Consider the following 19,244-nt stretch of genomic DNA (forward strand, 5'->3'; position numbering starts at 1 on the left):
ATATCAAGTCGTTTCTGAGAAAATTCTCAAATTTTCTATACTTATTGATCAATGAATAATAGAAAGGTGTCAACAGGATTCTTCTCTTTATTTTTCCTTTAGATGTTCCACGATGAAAACCTCCTACACTATAATATGCTTTTTGCCTGACTGTACGTAAGTTTATAATCTCACAGTTAAGTCCTATATCTGTAATTACACGCTGTAAGGCATAAGCCTGCAACATGGAGCCATAATTATGTGAGGCATGAAAAGTTATGATACCTACAGATTTTGTCATTATAAAGTCTTGCTAAGTTTAGAATTTATAATTGATTTCGCATATAATCTTTCAGCTTCCGTCAGCCCTACCGAACAAACAGCAAGAAAAATTGACAAGCTACTTACAAATAAAACAATAATAAATCGAAGTACATTATTATCCAACAGCACAGTACATACAAAAGGCAAAATCAATGATAATGATGTTACCATCAATACTGGTCTTAATACTGAATTCAAGTACCTTGTTACAGAAAATCCTATGAGAGATTTACAAAAATGTAGCCGTAATACAAAAGAAATTCCTGATATTACAATTGAAACAACAAAAGGCGTATAAACAGGTACCCCTGTTCTGTATAATAAATAAGATATTGGTACGTTAATAAGCATAACACTACCTACAACAATCTGATACCATTTGATTTTCCCTGTAGAAAGAAGACTGGTTATAATCGGTGCAGACAAAGCGGATAGTAAAGCTTCTACAAATATAAGTTTCGTGAAAAGTTCGGTATAATCAGGAACATTTACCAACCAGATATTCAAGATAAATCCTATCTCAAGCATTACGGGAAGCCCAATAAACCATAGTAGATAATAAGATATTTTTGAACTTGATATTAATAGTCTTTCCATTTTTTCAGTATCACCAGAAGCATAATTTTTCGTGAGTTGAGGATTTACTGCAGTTCCAAAACCACTTACAAGATTCTGAACAGCATTGGCTACCTGATACGATACGCCACGTGCAGCATTTATAAGTGGTCCACCAAAAATATTCATTAAAAGATTAATTCCCTGATCTTTCATCATCCATGCTAATGTGCCAAACAGATTCCATCCTGTAAAACCAAGTAATGATTTGAATAATGCTTTATCCCATACTACTGAGAATCTGCACTCCGAGTATCTTGTGATACAGTAAATCCTATATATAAGAGCAGAAAAGAGCTGAATGACTAACATAAGAATAGCATATAATATTAGTTTATCTCCTGATAATTTAAGAAGTAAAAGCACAAATGCCAGACGCAGAACTGTCTCTCCCATCCCAACATACGCATATACATTCATTTGTTCATGTGCAGTCAAAGAGGCCACATAAGGTGTCTGAATAATACCCAATGCTACAGACAGTACAGCTGTATGATAAACCCAGTTTGCCGCATCAATACGTTCAACAGGAATGTTGAGCTTATTATTCACAAACCATAGGCCTAGGGTTTCAGCAACTATCAGTATTAAAAAAGACAAAGTTATATGAATCTGACAAGACATACAGAAAACCTGATTGTATGCCTTCAAATTATTATTACCTAATTCTATAGTTAAGAATCTTTGTGTCGCAACAGCCATTGAACCATTGAGAAAAGTAAGAGCCGCTATTACACTTCCAACGACATTATAAATACCATAGTCCTCTACTCCTAATATTTCCAACACCTTGCGTGATATATACAAGGACAGCATTTGTGTAAAAAGAGTTCTTACATAAAGTAAAAATGTATTACGGGCTATTTTTTTATTTACATCCGAAACCATATTATAAGATTCTCAAGCAACGCTTAACTAAAGCCATAGCTTTTTGATCAATAACTGAAAGAAAAACCGCCATATCAAAAGAAAAAAAACAAGAATATAGGAAGCTGAACAAACGATTTCTAAAGTTTCGTTTATAAGGATGCCTAAGCTGCGTATTACCTTCTACAGCCTCTTTTACACTACGCTCATAAATATAAAAATCATCTACAACACTACTTAAAAGTTTTGACCCTCTTTCTGTGTTTGGCAATAAGACAGAAATTCCATTCTGTGGTTTTACAAGCATATCATCTTTACTTTTCAAGCCCCAAAAATCTCCTATTGTCAGATCACCACATCTTTGTATGGAAGCAAACTTACAATTATAACAACTCTCACGGAAAGTAATGCCATAAAAAAAGCCACGATAGTACAAGTCTTTAACGTAGGGTTTTACATATACCTCTTCATTCGTCTGTAATTTTAACTGATATTTTTCTCCATTTCTGAAACTGACATATTTCACCGTTTTATCTTTAAATATATGACGAATGTGGTCGTCAAACATCTTTTGAGAAGGAACTCCATGACAAATCAAGTCTATTAGGTAGAGATGTTCAGGAATACTTCCGATAAAGTTTTTTAATCCTGATATCTGACAAGGAGTACCAATAAATAATACTGGTATTCCTTTTTTAAGGTCATCTTTTACTTGTACATAAAGTCCACAAACATTGCTTTGCACATATTTTGAGCCATTTAATCTTCCAAGTTCTGAGAGACGATCTATACGAATATGTTTTACTTGTGTACCTTCCGCTGTACATCCATAAACGACTCCATTATGATTTAATATATAGGTAGAAAAAATATAAGCGGCTCCTCCCGATGAGCTTGTTTTATATACTTCTGTTTCCCTACACCAGGCAGCATAAGCCGTAACAGGTTCATTGTTTTTTATATTATCGTTCTGTAACGGACAAACTTTTTTACACAATCCACAATTGATACAGATATCAACACTTATTCTGGGATATAAAAAGCCTTTTAAATCAGGCTCCATCTTTATACAACCTTTTGGACATATCTCAGCACAAGCATTACATCCTGAACATTCTTTCTTATTTATTCTTGCTACATTCATCTTAAGATATTTATCTTAAGGTATACGTATGATAAACTTCTAATTCTTCAAGTATACCTGGAGTTATTTTACACCAATATATATAAGACTATATCTTTAGAGTATTTTTCAGATAAATCTGCTCATAAGTGAACTATTTCACCTATAGTCAGATTATCACAATCACTTTTTCCATCCAAACATCCTCTTCCAAAAAGATGGCTTATCCTCAACATAATCCTGATACCTTTCCCTATAGTATCGGCGGCTGCTTAACTTATTGGTAATCATCTCATAAATAGCTCCCCAATCGGGAAGATAACCCAAATTACGGTCGTCAATAAACAAATCGGCACGCAACTTACGACACGGACATGAAGGATTTTCATTAGGTTGCTCATCCGGATGGTTGGCATTGACAGCATAGAATTCAAGGCCACGGCCACGACAATATTCTACAGCATCTTCAAGCAACTTTCCTTCACGAACTGTCCAAAGTATCAATATATGATGTTCTGCCTGAAGACGTTTCAAGGTAGTTATCGCAAAAGGTATTTCTTTTCCTATTTCAGGATATTTATGTTCTACAATTGTCCCATCAAAATCAACTGCGATTATCATATTTGTGATGTTATGTTTCTTTTTTTATATTGTTTGCCGAACTCAACAATCCGGTTATACCTGAATTTGCATCTACGTTTTCAAAATTTTCCTTATAGACTCCTCCAATGGCTATAGTAAGTCCCCCCATTGTAGTTATAAGACATTTGTTACGGGAAATACGGATCTGATAACCTTCAAGTCCATCAAGCACACCGGAAGTTATCTTGACCAATGGATGCCCTACGGAATAATATTCCAATGGATGTGGCATAAATCTAATGCGGAACGGAGATATTTGGGACAAACGGATAAAAGTCTGCATATATTTATCCTGTATAACGGCAGGACGACCTGTACTCTTATCTTTTGCAAGATAAATCCCAAAACAGCGTTCTTTTAAAATTGATTGAATTTCAGCCATATTACCTTGTACAAATACAAGGCCTGAAATTGTAGGAATATCTTCTTTTACGACATGTTTCTTTACACGTTTATATTTTGTTGTTTTATGAACAAAAACATTAAATCTTTGTTTTAATATATCTAGAACATGCTCCTGCATGTTACTTTTCACATATATGTAATACCAAGGTAACATCTTTATTTTCTTAGACTTAAGTATAATTTCTCTCTTCCGTACCAGTTATTCTGATTCGTTACATAATCGCCATTTCCCAGCTACAGAAAGAGATTCTGAACTATACAGTGACATCGAAACTCTGTCCATTTTTATGTTATTACGAAGTAGAATATCTGATTCATACATCCTATGTAAAATGATAAAAATATTGTAAGTTTAACATTTTAAATACAATATACACATTCCACTTCCTAGCATTACTAACCATCTCTTTATAAGAGAAATACATACTTATTTACATACTTCTCAAAGCATATCCATGCTTTGATTTTGCATAATATATGTTTAATATTTTTTTGCATATAAGTAAAATCATTCAAACGCTTTTATTGTTATACATATCTTTTTCCTTTAATCGCATAACTAAAAACGCAAACCTGAAATATGTGATATTTCACCTAGACTGTGATAATATTCAAATTTTAATAGAAAAAATACTTGAAATTTGAATAATATACTTACCTTTGCAATGTAAAAAAATACTTCTCTTATAAAGAGAAGTATTTATAATATGAACAAAAAACAGCTGCAAAAGCATCATATTATCACAAATAAATAGCTATACTTAGTCTAGTTTATATTTACAATGATTTTAATATTATTTCATTTGCTTTGTCAATAACAGACATATCCAAAGATGCCAAATATATTCGTGTTGTGTTTTCTGAATCGTGACCCATTGCCTCACTGATAACTGATAATGAAATGTTTTTACTATGAGCCACACTAGCCCACGTATGACGAGCTACATAAGAAGTAAGAACCACCGGCAATCCAAGGGCAACACCTATCTTCTTTAGCTTTGCATTAACCAAGTGTGAAGCATTATGATATTGACGACGGGCATCAGAATTGACATCTTTTATTATTGGGAGCAAATAAGGTGTCTGGGAAGTATCATATTTATCAATAATTTCCTGCATTGGTTTTTCCCATTTGATAAACAACTGCTGATTGGTTTTCTGACGCCGATATGACAAGACTCCATGCTGAAGATCTTTCTTTTTTAAATAAGCCATATCAACAAATGACATTCCACGGGTATAAAAACTGAACATAAATATATCGCGGGCATAATCCATTGAAGGAGACTTCCGTAAATCCAAATCACGGATTTTTCTGATCATACTTACAGACAAGGCACGCTTTACTGTTTTATCAACACCGGTATAGACGTATCTGAATGGATTGCGCTGTACTGTAATACCTTTCTCTACAGCACGATTGTAAACCGCACGCAAATTACGCATGTAGAATGATATTGTATTAGGAATAAGTCCGTTGGATTTTAAATAATCCTCATATTCCATCATGAGAGTCGCATCTATATCATTAAAATCAACATCACCACGCAAACTGCAAAATCTGGAAAAGCTGTTTAAAGCTGTAGAATATGTTTCTGCAGTACGCAAACGACCAACCAACTTCAGTTGCTGTATGGTATCATGGATAAAGGATATAAAATTGCCGTTGTTTTCTTTCCTTGTGTATGACGATATTATATCATCTGCCGTATAGCTCTGTCCGGACGATTCCAACACAGATATTATACTCTTGAATTTTGCCAAATCATCATTTATATGCTTTTTCAATGAAAAAAGATTGCTACTGCATTTTTCTTCATTTTCCGAAAGTGATATATCTTTTTCCAATATATTCCACTCTGCCTTTGATAACCTGTAGCCTGTAGTAACTTGTATAACTACTCTATCATGTATTACACGATAGAATATTGTCCCTTCGTCATTACGAGCAGATGAAGGACGAAATTTCACTTTTATCGTTGCCATAATTAATAATTTGTTTTTTTAATAGAATTAAAACAATCAATTTATTTCAAATATAGCATAAATTAGTTCGTCTAAGTCTTTTTACTTATCCTTATTTGATAAGTTTATAAACATAAAAAAGTGGCAACGCCTTTTTGTTTAGCGTAATAAGAGTTTTTAGGAATTATTTTAGTAATACTATATTTATACATACAGATATAATTACAGTTACACGTACGTGTAACGCGCGAAACACAAACGTGAAACGCAAGAAACACATTCGTGTCACACGCGTAACACGACCGTGTAACGCCAACTGTTTACCGAAGTTTTATCTTATGTTTTTTGAGTCTTTCCTCCATCATATAGTCCGGAATAATGGATTTCAATGTTTCCAGTACGGCATTTACCGCACGTTCCCTTATGAAATCGTCCTTAATGAGGATGGATATACAACGCTGTGCGGGAGGATTGACGTTCAGATGTACTACATTATCTTTCTGATTCTCAGACAGAAAAGGGATGTGAAGTTCCGGAATAATGGTATAACCGCCGTTGCGGTCAACTATCCTGACCAGTGTTTCTATACTGCCGGCCTCGTAGATATGGTTCCCTATATCCTTGTTCTTGCAGAAGTTCATCGAGCCGTTCGGCACGCAATGGCCTTCCTTCAGTATCCACATATGTTCGGCAGGAAGGCTTCCGCTTGCTATTATCTTCTGGGCATGACTGCACTCCGAAGAGAAGTACGCCACAAACTTTTCTATATATACCGGTATTTCGAGTATCCCTTCCCTATCCTCCGGCAGTGTGGAGATGGCTATGTCGATATTGCCGAAACGGAGTTCGCGCACAAGGGAGGCGTTTTCTTTCTCGTCGATAGAAAGATTTACATGGGGGTGTGCGCCACGGAAATGGTGAATGAAGTCAGGTACCGGGTACGGGGCTATTGTAGGAAGTATTCCTATCCTCAGACTACCGGTCATCGTACCTGTCTCGTCCGATACAAGTTCCTTTATCCTCTGCGATTCGTTCAGCGCTATCTGTGCCTGACGTATTATCTATGAAAGCAAAACATTTGACTAAAGAAGAATTCCTGAATAAAGTAGCCAACTATGAAGCTAACCCTAACGAATGGAAGTTCCTGGGTGAGCGTCCTGCTCTGATAGACTTCTATGCCACATGGTGCGGACCTTGCAAGATGCTTGCTCCGGTACTGGACGAACTGGCTGAAGAATACGACGGAAAGATTGACATCTACAAGATAGATGTTGACCAGGAAGAGGAACTGGCAGGACTGTTCGCTATACGCAGCGTACCTACACTGCTCTTCGTACCTATGACGGGTGCCCCACAGATGGCTCAGGGAGCTATGCCGAAACCTGCATTGAAGGATGCTATACAGAAAGTTCTCTTGGGATAATACATTTTAACACAAAACGAAATGTGATTTACCAAAACGAAATGTGATTTACCAAAACGAAATGTGCCGGAAACAGCTAATGGGAAAAGCTGCTTTCCGGCACATTCTGTTATACGTTTATATGAATCAAACATCAATATGCATGATCGTCATTCTTTATCTCGTCCGCAGTAATAGACTTGCGGTCGATTGCTCGCCAGGCGTAGAATATATATGCCAGTACGAAAGGTACAAGAATTGACACATATGCCATGGTCTTGAGAGTGAACAGGCTGGAACAGCTGTTGGATATCGTGAGCGAGCTCTGCAAATCAGCCAATGACGGATAATATGCCGTATTGTTATACCCTGCAACAAGCAATAAAGCCAGAACTGTCAATACTGTTCCTATGCCGGAAAACCATATACCTTTCTTATATGTTGAAACCAATATGCTCTTTACCAGACCGTACAACACGCATACCACTCCTGCCAGGAACAAGACAAGAAGATATGGCATATCAACGAAATTGTTGAAATATTTGTACGGTTCCATCACTATCGCCTGAGTTTCCGGATTTACGGCAAATCCGTCTTTCAGCAATGTTCGTATCACGTATGCCAGGAAGAACAGAAGGAAAGGCACAGCATCGGAAATCAGCTGTCGGCGGCAACGGGTATTTATCTGTTCATTATCTATATTGTTGATGAAATACATTCCCCCTAGAAGTCGTGCCAGGAAGAACACTGCCATACCTAGTACCAAGTTCCAAGGTTCGGCAAAAGCGTCAAGCCCGTGCCATCCGTTTGACCATGAGCTGATGACAGGCATACCCAGTTCGGTAAGATTATCCTTTGTCACCTCGAAGTTTGAGCCATAGAAGAATGTCGATACAGCCATACCGAGAAGCAGAGGTCCCATCACACCGTTCAGCATAAGGAAGTATCTGTATGTACGCTGTCCAAGCAGATTGCCCAGCTTGGACTGAAACTCATACGACACTGCCTGAAGCACAAAAGTGAAAAGTATTATCATCCACAGCCAGTATGCTCCGCCGAAACTTGTGCTGTAGAACAACGGGAAGGAAGCAAAGAATGCTCCGCCGAAGGTTACAAGAGTGGTAAACGTGAATTCCCACTTTCTGCCTGTTGAGTTTACAAGCATCTTTCTCTCTTCTTCGGTCTGCCCTATGCGGTAAATCAAAGAATTTCCTCCCTGCACGAACAGCAGGAACACCAGTATTGCACCCAGCAGTGAAACAATGAACCACCAGTAGTGCTGTAAGAATATATATGTAGATTCCATATCAGATGTAAATAATATTTATCAAAACAATATTGTGTTATCTCTCCTCCGGACCATGTTTGATTGCCTTTAGCATTATTCCTATCTCTGCAATCAGAAGTACGGTGAACATGATGAGGAATATAAAGAATGTAGTCTGTACAGAGCCGGTTTCAAGCCTTGATATTGCCGCATCTACAGGCAGCATATCCTGAATGGTCCATGGCTGACGTCCCACTTCGGCAACTATCCATCCTGCCTGGCTGGCGATGTATGCCAGAGGAATACTCCACACTCCCAGCCACAGCAGCCAGTTGTGATAATCCACATTGCATGTCTTCTTCCATGTGAGGAACATCATGACAGCAAACAGAACGATGAAGTACATTCCCAGACCTACCATCACACGGAATGACCAGAACATAAGATTGACGTCTGGCACCAGTGTGGATGTATCCTTGATATATCCGTAACCGAAATATGGCATATTATCGTTAAGTATGTTCAGCGATGTTTCCATCTCCTCGGAATTGCCTTCTTTTTTAGCCTTTCTATAATCTGCCAATGCCTTGATTGCCATCTTTCCACGTTCAATCTTTTCATCTACAGAAAGTGCCTTTGTACCATCGGAAAGTTTATATCCGCCTTTCATGATATCGTTTATACCGGGAACAAAACCGTCTGCACTATGTGTGGCTAGTACGGAAAGCATTTCGGGTATTTCTACCGGACCTACCACAGTGAGAGGAGCATGAGAGCTTCCATCATAAAGTGCTTCCATTGACGCAAGTTTCATAGGTTGTACCTGCGCCACCTGATATGCTGACTGGTCGCCTGTTGCTGCCGTAACAATAGACGCAAACAGACCTACGGCAGAAGCTACCTTTATGCTTGCCTTGGCAAATTCTTTTTCACGTTTCTTTATCAGATACCAGCAGCTCACTCCCACTACAAACACAGCTCCTAAAATCCAACTGCTTATAACTGTATGGAAGAATTTCACTACTGCCACAGGCGAGAATGCTACGGACATAAAATCTACCATCTCATTACGCATGGTATCCGGATTGAACTCCATGCCTACGGGATATTGCATCCATGAGTTGGCAACCAATATCCACCATGCCGAAATCGTCGCTCCAAGTCCGGTGAGCCATGTAGATGCGAGGTGGAAGCGGCGGCTCACCTTCTCCCAACCGAAAAACATTACGGCTATGAATGTAGCCTCCATAAAAAATGCCAGTATTCCCTCAATAGCCAACGGAGCACCGAATATGTCGCCCACAAACCACGAATAATTACTCCAGTTGGTTCCGAACTGGAACTCAAGAATAAGTCCTGTGGCAACACCGACGGCAAAGTTTATTCCGAACAGTTTCATCCAGAATTTGGCTGTACGTTTCCAGAACTCATTACCCGTACGGTAATAAACGGTTTCCATTGTTCCCATTATCACAGCCAGACCGAGTGTGAGAGGAACAAACAGCCAGTGATACATGGCCGTAAGGGCAAACTGTGCCCTCGACCAATCAATCAAAGAAGTGTCAATAGCTTCAATCATAAAATAAAGTTTTATTAAGTTAGTTTGATTAATTATTTCGCATAAAAGTCTGACGATCGCATAATCAATTCATTGCCCACATAGTTCTGTTTTTCCTCCGTTGATTTGTCTTTAAGGAAAGAAGGGAAAAAGAAAAGTTTGATTATAAAGAACATCACAAACAGTTTCACCAGGATTATAATCCATAGTATACGACCTGTAGTCATCGACCTGAAACCATCCGCATAAAATCTATAAATTCCTATTATATTCATAATTAACAAGCGTATATTATTATAATGATTACAAAGTAAATGATTTATCGTGAAAAACCAAGGTTTTGTCCATATAATTCTTTGCCAAATCTATCTTTTTTGTCTTAGTATTTTATAAGGAATAATTTTGCATCAGAAAAGAAATAGAGATAACAGTAAACAATATGAGACAAAGAGATTTATTCATTATCGCAGTTTTAGGCTCAAGCACAGGACTTTACGCACAGGATAACAAGACCTGGAGCCTGCAGGACTGCATTGACTATGCTCTGGAGAAAAACATTCAGCTACAGCAGGACAAGCTCTCGCTGGAGGAAGCTGATGTAGACGTGAAATCGGCTAAGGCATCGCTGTTTCCAAGTCTGTCTTTCTCTACGGGACATAATCTGGTGAACCGTCCGTATCAGGAGAACAGCGCAACCGTAAGCGGTACGGAAATTATCACAAGTAACAGCAATACCACTTACAACGGAAGCTACAACCTGAATGCACAATGGACTTTGTGGAACGGAGGACAGCGACTGAACAACATCAAGCAGCAGAAGACAAACAAAGAAATAGCCGGGCTGTCTGTTGCCGAAACTGAAAACATGCTGCAGGAGGAGATTACGAAACTGTTCGTACAGATCCTGTATGCCAACGAATCGGTGGCGATAAACAAAAACACTCTGGAAGTGAGCGAGGCTACATACAAACGTGCGGTAGAACTTTTCAACGAGGGAAGTCTGTCAAAGGCTGATGTGGCACAACTTGAAGCTCAGGCAAGCAACGACAAATATCAACTTGTTACCGCTGAAAGTTCTCTGAGAAACTATAAGCTCCAGCTGAAACAGCTGCTTGAACTGGACGGCACTACGGAAATGGTTCTCGACCTTCCGGAACTGAACGACGAGGATGTGATGGCAGCTCTGCCAAACCAGATAGATGTCTACAACACAGCCCTGACTTCAAGACCGGAAATCCAGAGCAGCAAGTTGAGCATAGACAATGCAAAACTGGGTATAAAGACTGCAAAGGCAGGGTATTTGCCTACAATCAGTCTCTCGGCCTCAACATCGAGTATGACAAACAATGCCAGCACAAACAACTGGGCTGAACAGATGAAATACGGATGGAACAATATGATAGGTGTAAACCTGAGCATTCCTATCTTCAACAACAGACAGACAAAAAGTGCGGTGCAGAAAGCGCAGATCACTTACAGTTCGTCACAACTGGATCTGATAAACAAACAGAAGGAGCTGTATTCAACAATAGAAACTCTCTGGCTGGACGCTCTGAACGCACAGCAACAGTATGAGGCGGCAAACAGCAAACTGGAAAGCTGTCAGACCAGCTTCGACATGGTGAACGAACAGTTCAACCTGGGCATAAAGAACACTGTGGAACTGCTGACAGAGAAAAACAACCTGCTGAGCGCACAGCAACAGCGTGTACAGGCCAAGTATATGGCTATCCTCGACAGGGCATTACTTGATTTCTATGCGGGAAATGAAATTAAACTTTAAAAAGGGAAAACAAGTGTATTTATAAAGAACAAACGGTAAAATAACTAGATATGAACAAGAAGAAAGTTTTCATCAGCGCAGCTGCGATAATAGTACTTGCAGGAGCAGGACTGTGGATATTCGGTGGAAAAAAATCAAACCAGGAAATAAGTTTCGCCACTTCGGCAGTACATAAAGGGACAATAAGCAATTCAATCACGGCTACAGGTACTATAGAACCGGTGACCGAAGTAGAAGTAGGTACACAGGTATCAGGTATCATCGACAAGATTTATGTTGACTATAACTCAGTGGTTAAAGCGGGTGAGGTAATAGCCGAAATGGACCGCGTAACACTTATAAGCGACCTCCAGTCAGCGCAAGCTACATACGATGGCGCAGAAGCAGAATACATATACCAGGAGAAACTTTACGAGAGAAACAAGACTCTGCACGAAAAACAACTAATCAGCGACACTGAGTACGAACAGTACGAATACAACTACCGCCGCGCTAAAAGTGCATACGACCAGAGCAAGGCGGCACTGGCAAAAGCACAGAGAAACCTGTCATATACTACCATCACATCGCCTATCGACGGTGTAGTGACAAGCCGCGAAGTGGAAGCCGGACAGACTGTGGCTTCTGGTTTCGAAACTCCGACTCTTTTCACCATCGCAGCCGACCTGACAAAGATGCAGGTAGTGGCAGATGTGGATGAAGCTGACATAGCAGGAGTAAAGGACAGCGCAAGAGTTACGTTCACGGTAGATGCCTATCCGAACGACGTGTTCGAAGGAAGAGTGAAACAGATCCGTCTGGGAAGCACAAACAGCACAAGCTCATCAACCAGCACTACATCAGAAACCGTTGTGACATACGAAGTTGTAATCACTGCCGACAATCCTGACCTGAAACTTAAACCAAGACTGACAGCCAACGTGACAATCTTTACAGATACACGCGAGGATGTACTTGTAGTTCCTAACAAGGCTCTCCGATTTACACCGGACAAGAAACTGGCTGGCGGAAAGACAATAAACGACTGCAACTCACCTAAGAAGGTATGGACTATGGACGCTACATCGCTGACCGCGCATCCTGTCAAGACCGGTATGAGCGACGGTTCAAACACTGAAATAGTTTCAGGCATCAGCGAAGGAACCGAAATCATAACAGAAACAATAGTAAAAGGTGAAATGGAGGAAATGAGCGAAGAAGGAGGCGAGCAAAATCCGTTCATGCCGGGTCCTCCTAACAGAAACAAGAAAAAATAATCTCAAGTAAAAAGATTAATCACCATGAGCAAGACAGTAATCGAATTACAGAATATAAAACGTAACTTCCGTGTGGGAGACGAAACAGTGCATGCGCTCAGGGGAGTATCATTCAGCATAAACGAGGGCGAGTTTGTCACCATCATGGGTACATCAGGCTCGGGTAAATCTACTTTGCTGAACACACTTGGATGTCTGGACACACCTACAAGCGGCGAATACCTTCTGGATGGAGTATCTGTAAGGACAATGAGCAAACCGCAGAGGGCTGTACTGAGAAACAGAAAAATCGGTTTCGTATTCCAGAATTACAATCTTCTGCCTAAAACCACTGCGGTGGAAAACGTAGAATTACCACTGATGTACAACCCGTCGGTATCTGCCGCTGAAAGACGCAGAAGAGCCATAGAGGCACTTATAGCTGTGGGTCTGGGCGACAGACTGGAACACAAATCGAACCAGATGTCAGGAGGACAGATGCAGCGTGTGGCAATAGCCAGGGCACTGGTGAACAATCCGGCCGTAATCCTGGCGGACGAGGCTACAGGTAACCTCGACACACGTACATCTTTTGAGATACTTGTACTCTTCCAGAAACTGCATGCCGAAGGAAGAACCATAATATTCGTCACCCACAATCCGGAACTGGCGATGTATAGCAGCCGCAACATTCGCCTGCGCGACGGACATGTGATTGAAGATACCGTAAACAACAATATCCTCTCGGCGGCAGAGGCGCTTGCAGCACTGCCTAAGAACGATGAGGACTGATGCGGAACAATAAAACATTTTTACAATGAACGGAACAAATCTTTTTAAAATAGCTATCAGAGCACTGTCCAACAATAAACTGAGGGCATTCCTTACGATGCTTGGAATCATAATAGGTGTGGCATCGGTGATAGCCATGCTGGCAATAGGACAAGGCTCGAAACGAAGCATTCAGAAACAAATCTCGGAGATGGGTTCGAACATGATAATGATCCATCCGGGAGGTGAAATGCGAGGAGGAGTAAGACAGGACCCGTCGTCTATGCAGACTCTGAAACTTGAAAACTACGAGACACTGAGAGATGAATGTGTGTATATTGCGGATATAAGCCCGAACGTATCTGCCAGCGGACAGCTCATATCAGGAGCCAACAACTACCCGTCATCGGTGAGCGGAGTAAGTATAGGCTATCTCAACATCAGACAGCTGAAAATAGAACAGGGCGAGATGTTTACGGAAGAAGACATCCGTACCGCAGCAAAAGTGTGCGTGATCGGTTCTACAATAGTTGATAACCTCTTTCCAGACGGCACTGACCCGATAGGCAAAGTAATACGCTGCAATCAGGTTCCACTCAGGGTTATAGGTGTACTTGAATCGAAAGGCTACAACTCAATGGGTATGGACCAGGATGATGTAGTGCTGTCACCCTACTCTACTGTAATGAAACGTCTTCTTGCGCAGACATATCTGAGCGGTGTTTTTGCATCGGCACTTACAGAGGACATGACAGACGAAGCCGTTTACGAAATAACAAATATACTGCGTCGCGAACACAAGCTGAAAGAAACCGATGATGATGATTTCACAATAAGAACACAACAGGAATTAAGCTCAATGCTTAATACTACTACAGACCTGATGACGACACTCCTTGCCTGCATAGCGGGAATATCACTTGTAGTGGGCGGTATCGGTATTATGAACATCATGTATGTATCGGTGACTGAACGTACCAGAGAAATCGGTCTGAGAATGTCTGTAGGAGCCAGAGGGATAGACATTCTGTCGCAGTTCCTCATAGAATCGGTTCTTATAAGTATCACCGGAGGACTGATTGGCGTAATACTGGGATGCGGCGCATCATATATAATCAAGACAGTTGCCCACTGGCCCGTATATGTCCAGCCATGGAGCGTACTCCTGTCATTTGCGGTGTGTACCTTCACCGGAGTGTTCTTCGGATGGTATCCGGCAAAAAAGGCAGCCTGCCTTGACCCTATAGAAGCGTTGAGATATGAATAAATCAGATACAACTTCATTCTATAAATAAGGAACTTCTTTGTTCTTCATAACTTTGGTTTCCTTTTCAGCAGTGCTGTCTGTACCTCCATAGGAGGTACTGCAGCACTGCTTTGATTTATAGAAAGTTTGCAAGACTTATAACATTCCACTATATTTGTAAGTACACAATAAAAATCATAAAACCTATGAATCATACAAACCGCAACAACAGATTGTTGGAAATATCAATACATGCATTCTGCTGGATATTGTTTTTCGGTTTTCCGATAATAATGACGCAAGGTGATAACGGAAGCATAGACTGGAAAGCTTTTATGCGGTTCATCATCGTGCCGGCATCGCTGTTCGCAATATTTTATGTAAATTATTTTCTATTGATTCCTAAGTTGCTATTCAACGAGCATAAGAAGAAATTCCTGGCTGTGAATGCCGTTCTGACCGTACTGCTGTCGCTTGCCATCAGATGGTGGAACGACATGCATGTTCCTGCTCCACCACCTGATATGTTCAGACACACTCCGCCATCACAGATAGTTTTCATGATAAGGGATGCCGCAAGTATGATCTTCTCTGCCGGACTAAGTGTGGCAATCAGGCTGAGCATAAGATGGAACGAAACCGAGCTGGCAAGGCGTGAGGCCGTGAAAAGCATGACAGAAGCCGAGCTTAAAAATCTGAGAAACCAGCTGAACCCACATTTCCTGCTTAACACACTGAACAACATTTACGCTCTGGTGGCGATAGATACAGACAAAGCACAACAGGCAATACAGGAACTTAGCAGGCTGTTGAGGTATGTGCTATATGACAACCAGTCGATGTATGTTCCGCTGAAAAAGGAAACGGACTTCATCAGAAACTATATAGAGCTGATGAGAATACGTGTTTCGGAAGACGTAAACATAGAAACCGATTTCAGGATAAAGGACAACAGCCAGACTCCTGTCGCTCCGCTTATCTTCATTTCACTGATAGAAAACGCGTTCAAACACGGGATTTCACCTACCGGACAAAGTTTCATAAAAATAACAATAGAGGAAAACGAGGAATATATCATCTGCACAATACAGAACAGCAACCATCCTAAACCGGCAACCGACAAGAGCGGCTCAGGTATAGGACTGGAACAGGTCAGCAAAAGACTCGAGTTATTGTATCACGACCGGCATGAGTGGAAATGCTGGCTTAGCGACAATGACAAAGTTTACAACTCATGCATCAAACTAAAAATATAATCCGAACTTATATATTCTCAACTTATAATACTATACGACTATGACTATAAAATGCGCGATTATAGACGACGAGCCTCTGGCTCTGGGACTGATAGCAAGCTACGTAAAGAAAACACCGTCGCTTGAACTGTGCGGGACTTATTCAAGCGCTGTACAGGCAATGAACGAACTGCCCAACAATCCGGTAGATCTTTTGTTTCTGGATATACAAATGCCGGACCTGAACGGACTGGAATTCTCAAAGATGGTACCCGAAAGAACAAGGATAGTATTCACTACCGCTTTCGAACAGTATGCCATCGACGGATACAGGGCAAATGCACTCGACTATCTGCTGAAACCAATCAGTTATGCCGATTTCAGTGAGGCTGTAGGGAAAGCTATGGAATGGTTCAACCTGAAACTAAAAGCCGAAAGCGAAAAATCAAGTTTCCAGCCTGAAAATCCAGAATATATATACGTAAAAAGTGATTACAAATTAATACAAATAGAGCTGGATAAAATTCTGTATATCGAAGGCCTTAAAGATTATGTGAAGATATATACAGAAGACAATACACGTCCCATATTGTCGCTTATAAGCATGAAAGCACTTGAGGAGAGACTGCCTGCCGAGCGTTTTTTACGTATTCACCGCTCATTTATTGTACAAAAATCCAAAATTAAAATAATAGATAAAGGACGGATTGTTTTCGGTAAAGAATACATTCCAATATCCGAAACCTACAAAACAATGTTGCAGGATTATGTTAATAAACATATTATATAATAAATAAGTTTCATTTTCAACTTTTTTATTTATAATGGAGGAAAAAAGCTATTATTTTTTTTGTTTTTTTCAATAAAAAACATACATTTGCAAGTGAATAAAGAACAGAAGTTGTGAAACTTCTCATTTAAATAGTTTAGTTAAGTCTAGTTTAGTTTTTGTGTTGTGATACTCTTATCAATAGCGATTGATAAGAGTATCTTTTTTATTGCTGATTATCAAACACTTATAAACCTACCCGAATTTTTCTGTTTCTCGTTAGTAACTAAAAAAAGAAAGAAAAAACGTCACTTTTGACGCTATTTACTTTCCCTGAACTTTCCCTCACTTTCCAAGAAAACAGAAAAATGGCAAACTTTACTTTAGTATTAGTACCGGCAAAAATCATGAAAAATGGTTGCCACAATATAAGAATAGCAGTTACACACAATTCTGAAACAAGATATATAGTAACAGGAATACTTGTAGATACAGTAAATGAATTTAAAAACGGAAAGGTTGTTAAACGCCCAGACAAAGATGCCCTAAACCTAAAATTGAAGAAAATTCTGAACATGTACGAAGAAAGAGCGGAACAAATACAATACATTGACGTCCTCTCCTGTTCTCAACTGGTTCATATACTCAAAGGTCCGGCAATAGGAGAAAAACATAGAACATTCTCTGACATTGCAGACGAATACCTATCACAAATTGATGAGGACGAAAGAGTAAAATCATACAAGCTGTACAGACTTGCTATTAACAAATATCTGTCTTATGCTGGAGATAACTCACTCATGGAACAGGTAACACCTTTGCGCATCAACAACTACATCATGTCACTCCAAAAAAGTAAACTGTCCCCTACTACTATTAATATATATATAACACTCCTGAAGGTAATAATCAACTATGCAAAGAAAATGAGATACGTGAACTTTGAGGTTGATCCGTTCATCACAGCGAAAGTTCCGTCAGCAAAGAAACGTGATACGTCAATCACAATAGAGCAATTGAAACGAATACGTGATGCCAAACTTGACAGCCATAACATGCTTGTCATTCGTGACATCTTTATGCTTACATATTACCTTGCCGGAATGAATCTGGTAGATATGTTAGACTATAACTTCAAAAATACTGTAGAAGTCAAATATGTGCGTAAAAAGACCAGGAATACGAAAGAAGGTGATGCAGTCGTGAACTTTACCATTCCTGATGAGGCTAAGCCTATCATCGCACGCTACATGGATAAAAAGTCCGGAAAACTGGTGTTCGGAAGATACTCAAGTTATGAAAGCTGCTACAATGTATTGGCGCGAAAAATAAAAAGGCTGGCTGAGGTCGGAAGTATAGAACATTACTTCACACTGTACTCCGCACGCAAGTCATTCGTTCAGCACGGCTTCAATCTCGGCATTCCGCTTTCTACCCTGGAATATTGCATCGGGCAATCCATGAAAGAGGATAGACCGATTTTCAATTATGTATCAATAATGAAGGAACACGCCGACAAAGCAATCAGAAAAATTCTTGATAATCTGCTGTAAATAATCACCAAAATATTTTGATAATATGCAAATGCTTATTATCTTTGTAATGTCAAACAAAGAGTTATTCACTTAATTAAAACAACATGAAAAATGAAGAAAGAAAAAAGTTAGAAAAAGAGTACGAAAATTTAAAATTACTCATTGAATTTCACTCCACATACGGAGTAATCGAGAACAAATCAGAATACGAACAAATGATTAACGACATTCTCGACAGGATGAACGAAATCCGAAAGATTTTAGAAAAAGAGTAACAAACAGCCCTCCCAGTCGGGAGGGCATTAAAAATAGTTCCTATGTTTAAAATCGGAAGTGACGGATAACATAAAATAGCACTAAAAAAGCTATACCATTATAGTTAACTTTGTATATAAGAGAAAAACAATATTAACCAATAACGATATAGCTTATGAAGTGTGTACAAAGTAACAAATTAGATTTTAGTGGACAAAATATTTACGTAGGAATTGATGTCCACTTGAAAAGTTGGTCGGTTGCAATT

General features: G+C 39.6%; 18 protein-coding genes and 1 pseudogene. 9 read left to right on the forward strand and 10 right to left on the reverse strand.

Going from position 1 to position 19,244, the window contains the following annotated elements; all coding sequences use genetic code 11:
- From I6E24_RS10655 to I6E24_RS10685, 7 genes and pseudogenes are all read right to left on the reverse strand, one after another.
- Positions 1 to 280 (reverse strand): annotated as a pseudogene (locus I6E24_RS10655) (polysaccharide pyruvyl transferase family protein); the annotation flags it as partial.
- The gene (locus tag I6E24_RS10660) at positions 280 to 1,806 is read right to left on the reverse strand and encodes a lipopolysaccharide biosynthesis protein (protein WP_235328516.1); all 1,527 of its coding nucleotides are present in this window, start codon (positions 1,804 to 1,806) and stop codon (positions 280 to 282) included. The gene I6E24_RS10660 and the pseudogene I6E24_RS10655, both read right to left, overlap by 1 nt.
- A 1-nt stretch (position 1,807) precedes the next feature.
- Positions 1,808 to 2,929, reverse strand: coding sequence for a Coenzyme F420 hydrogenase/dehydrogenase, beta subunit C-terminal domain (locus I6E24_RS10665; RefSeq protein ID WP_235328517.1), 1,122 nt, complete (start codon positions 2,927 to 2,929; stop codon positions 1,808 to 1,810).
- A 162-nt stretch (positions 2,930 to 3,091) separates the two neighbouring features.
- Positions 3,092 to 3,529 (reverse strand): BT0820 family HAD-type phosphatase, encoded by a 438-nt coding sequence (locus I6E24_RS10670; RefSeq protein WP_235328518.1) that lies wholly within the window; start codon positions 3,527 to 3,529, stop codon positions 3,092 to 3,094.
- Between the two features lie 10 nt (positions 3,530 to 3,539).
- A complete protein-coding gene (locus I6E24_RS10675) occupies positions 3,540 to 4,109 on the reverse strand; it encodes a transcription termination/antitermination NusG family protein (protein WP_394800397.1) in 570 nt (189 codons plus the stop codon).
- Positions 4,110 to 4,732: 623 nt separating this feature from the next.
- Positions 4,733 to 5,941 (reverse strand): tyrosine-type recombinase/integrase, encoded by a 1,209-nt coding sequence (locus tag I6E24_RS10680; RefSeq protein WP_235328520.1) that lies wholly within the window; start codon positions 5,939 to 5,941, stop codon positions 4,733 to 4,735.
- Between the two features lie 299 nt (positions 5,942 to 6,240).
- Positions 6,241 to 6,906: a LysR substrate-binding domain-containing protein gene (locus I6E24_RS10685; RefSeq protein WP_235328521.1), complete on the reverse strand. Its 666-nt coding sequence runs from the start codon at positions 6,904 to 6,906 to the stop codon at positions 6,241 to 6,243.
- Between the two features lie 77 nt (positions 6,907 to 6,983).
- Here I6E24_RS10685 and trxA point away from each other — a divergent pair, with 77 nt between their 5' ends.
- Positions 6,984 to 7,343, forward strand: a complete 360-nt coding sequence (trxA, locus tag I6E24_RS10690) for a thioredoxin (RefSeq protein ID WP_204401161.1) — start codon at positions 6,984 to 6,986, stop codon at positions 7,341 to 7,343.
- A 133-nt stretch (positions 7,344 to 7,476) separates the two neighbouring features.
- On the opposite strand, the gene I6E24_RS10695 is transcribed toward trxA, so the two are convergent.
- Genes I6E24_RS10695 through I6E24_RS10705 form a run of 3 tightly spaced genes read right to left on the reverse strand, consistent with a single transcriptional unit; the run spans position 7,477 to position 10,422 of the window.
- Complete coding sequence (locus tag I6E24_RS10695) at positions 7,477 to 8,628, reverse strand: cytochrome d ubiquinol oxidase subunit II (RefSeq protein ID WP_235328522.1); 1,152 nt, start codon at positions 8,626 to 8,628, stop codon at positions 7,477 to 7,479.
- Between the two features lie 37 nt (positions 8,629 to 8,665).
- Positions 8,666 to 10,168: a cytochrome ubiquinol oxidase subunit I gene (locus I6E24_RS10700; protein ID WP_235328523.1), complete on the reverse strand. Its 1,503-nt coding sequence runs from the start codon at positions 10,166 to 10,168 to the stop codon at positions 8,666 to 8,668.
- A 32-nt stretch (positions 10,169 to 10,200) separates the two neighbouring features.
- A complete protein-coding gene (locus I6E24_RS10705; protein WP_204507645.1) occupies positions 10,201 to 10,422 on the reverse strand; it encodes a DUF4492 domain-containing protein in 222 nt (73 codons plus the stop codon).
- A gap of 164 nt (positions 10,423 to 10,586) precedes the next feature.
- Here I6E24_RS10705 and I6E24_RS10710 point away from each other — a divergent pair, with 164 nt between their 5' ends.
- The 8 genes from I6E24_RS10710 (at position 10,587) to I6E24_RS10745 (ending at position 18,996) form a co-directional block, all read left to right on the forward strand.
- Positions 10,587 to 11,930, forward strand: coding sequence for a TolC family protein (locus tag I6E24_RS10710; protein ID WP_235328524.1), 1,344 nt, complete (start codon positions 10,587 to 10,589; stop codon positions 11,928 to 11,930).
- Positions 11,931 to 11,980: 50 nt separating this feature from the next.
- Positions 11,981 to 13,186: an efflux RND transporter periplasmic adaptor subunit gene (locus tag I6E24_RS10715; protein ID WP_235328525.1), complete on the forward strand. Its 1,206-nt coding sequence runs from the start codon at positions 11,981 to 11,983 to the stop codon at positions 13,184 to 13,186.
- 24 nt (positions 13,187 to 13,210) lie between these two features.
- The gene (locus tag I6E24_RS10720) at positions 13,211 to 13,957 is read left to right on the forward strand and encodes an ABC transporter ATP-binding protein (protein WP_235328526.1); all 747 of its coding nucleotides are present in this window, start codon (positions 13,211 to 13,213) and stop codon (positions 13,955 to 13,957) included.
- Between the two features lie 25 nt (positions 13,958 to 13,982).
- On the forward strand, positions 13,983 to 15,203 hold the full coding sequence (locus I6E24_RS10725) for an ABC transporter permease (protein WP_235328528.1): 1,221 nt from the start codon (positions 13,983 to 13,985) through the stop codon (positions 15,201 to 15,203).
- A 185-nt stretch (positions 15,204 to 15,388) separates the two neighbouring features.
- Positions 15,389 to 16,438, forward strand: coding sequence for a sensor histidine kinase (locus I6E24_RS10730; RefSeq protein ID WP_235328530.1), 1,050 nt, complete (start codon positions 15,389 to 15,391; stop codon positions 16,436 to 16,438).
- Between the two features lie 40 nt (positions 16,439 to 16,478).
- The gene (locus tag I6E24_RS10735; RefSeq protein WP_235328532.1) at positions 16,479 to 17,207 is read left to right on the forward strand and encodes a LytR/AlgR family response regulator transcription factor; all 729 of its coding nucleotides are present in this window, start codon (positions 16,479 to 16,481) and stop codon (positions 17,205 to 17,207) included.
- Positions 17,208 to 17,554: 347 nt separating this feature from the next.
- Positions 17,555 to 18,739 (forward strand): phage integrase SAM-like domain-containing protein, encoded by a 1,185-nt coding sequence (locus I6E24_RS10740; protein ID WP_235328535.1) that lies wholly within the window; start codon positions 17,555 to 17,557, stop codon positions 18,737 to 18,739.
- Between the two features lie 86 nt (positions 18,740 to 18,825).
- A complete protein-coding gene (locus tag I6E24_RS10745; protein ID WP_235328536.1) occupies positions 18,826 to 18,996 on the forward strand; it encodes a hypothetical protein in 171 nt (56 codons plus the stop codon).
- Positions 18,997 to 19,244: the final 248 nt, after the last annotated feature.

Source organism: Bacteroides caecigallinarum (assembly GCF_021530995.1).
In the GTDB taxonomy this organism is placed as follows: Bacteria; Bacteroidota; Bacteroidia; order Bacteroidales; family Bacteroidaceae; genus Phocaeicola; species Phocaeicola faecigallinarum.

Excerpts from the sequence above, each read along its gene's own strand:
- I6E24_RS10675 (WP_394800397.1), bottom strand. The coding sequence starts at position 4,109 with ATGTTACCTTGGTATTACATATATGTGAAAAGTAACATGCAGGAGCAT.
- I6E24_RS10695 (WP_235328522.1), bottom strand. The coding sequence starts at position 8,628 with ATGGAATCTACATATATATTCTTACAGCACTACTGGTGGTTCATTGTT.
- trxA (WP_204401161.1), top strand. The coding sequence starts at position 6,984 with ATGAAAGCAAAACATTTGACTAAAGAAGAATTCCTGAATAAAGTAGCC.
- I6E24_RS10720 (WP_235328526.1), top strand. The coding sequence starts at position 13,211 with ATGAGCAAGACAGTAATCGAATTACAGAATATAAAACGTAACTTCCGT.
- I6E24_RS10740 (WP_235328535.1), top strand. The coding sequence starts at position 17,555 with ATGGCAAACTTTACTTTAGTATTAGTACCGGCAAAAATCATGAAAAAT.
- I6E24_RS10665 (WP_235328517.1), bottom strand. The coding sequence starts at position 2,929 with ATGAATGTAGCAAGAATAAATAAGAAAGAATGTTCAGGATGTAATGCT.
- I6E24_RS10705 (WP_204507645.1), bottom strand. The coding sequence starts at position 10,422 with ATGAATATAATAGGAATTTATAGATTTTATGCGGATGGTTTCAGGTCG.
- I6E24_RS10685 (WP_235328521.1), bottom strand. The coding sequence starts at position 6,906 with ATGACCGGTAGTCTGAGGATAGGAATACTTCCTACAATAGCCCCGTAC.
- I6E24_RS10735 (WP_235328532.1), top strand. The coding sequence starts at position 16,479 with ATGACTATAAAATGCGCGATTATAGACGACGAGCCTCTGGCTCTGGGA.
- I6E24_RS10680 (WP_235328520.1), bottom strand. The coding sequence starts at position 5,941 with ATGGCAACGATAAAAGTGAAATTTCGTCCTTCATCTGCTCGTAATGAC.
- I6E24_RS10715 (WP_235328525.1), top strand. The coding sequence starts at position 11,981 with ATGAACAAGAAGAAAGTTTTCATCAGCGCAGCTGCGATAATAGTACTT.
- I6E24_RS10670 (WP_235328518.1), bottom strand. The coding sequence starts at position 3,529 with ATGATAATCGCAGTTGATTTTGATGGGACAATTGTAGAACATAAATAT.
- I6E24_RS10660 (WP_235328516.1), bottom strand. The coding sequence starts at position 1,806 with ATGGTTTCGGATGTAAATAAAAAAATAGCCCGTAATACATTTTTACTT.
- I6E24_RS10700 (WP_235328523.1), bottom strand. The coding sequence starts at position 10,168 with ATGATTGAAGCTATTGACACTTCTTTGATTGATTGGTCGAGGGCACAG.
- I6E24_RS10725 (WP_235328528.1), top strand. The coding sequence starts at position 13,983 with ATGAACGGAACAAATCTTTTTAAAATAGCTATCAGAGCACTGTCCAAC.
- I6E24_RS10710 (WP_235328524.1), top strand. The coding sequence starts at position 10,587 with ATGAGACAAAGAGATTTATTCATTATCGCAGTTTTAGGCTCAAGCACA.
- I6E24_RS10730 (WP_235328530.1), top strand. The coding sequence starts at position 15,389 with ATGAATCATACAAACCGCAACAACAGATTGTTGGAAATATCAATACAT.
- I6E24_RS10745 (WP_235328536.1), top strand. The coding sequence starts at position 18,826 with ATGAAAAATGAAGAAAGAAAAAAGTTAGAAAAAGAGTACGAAAATTTA.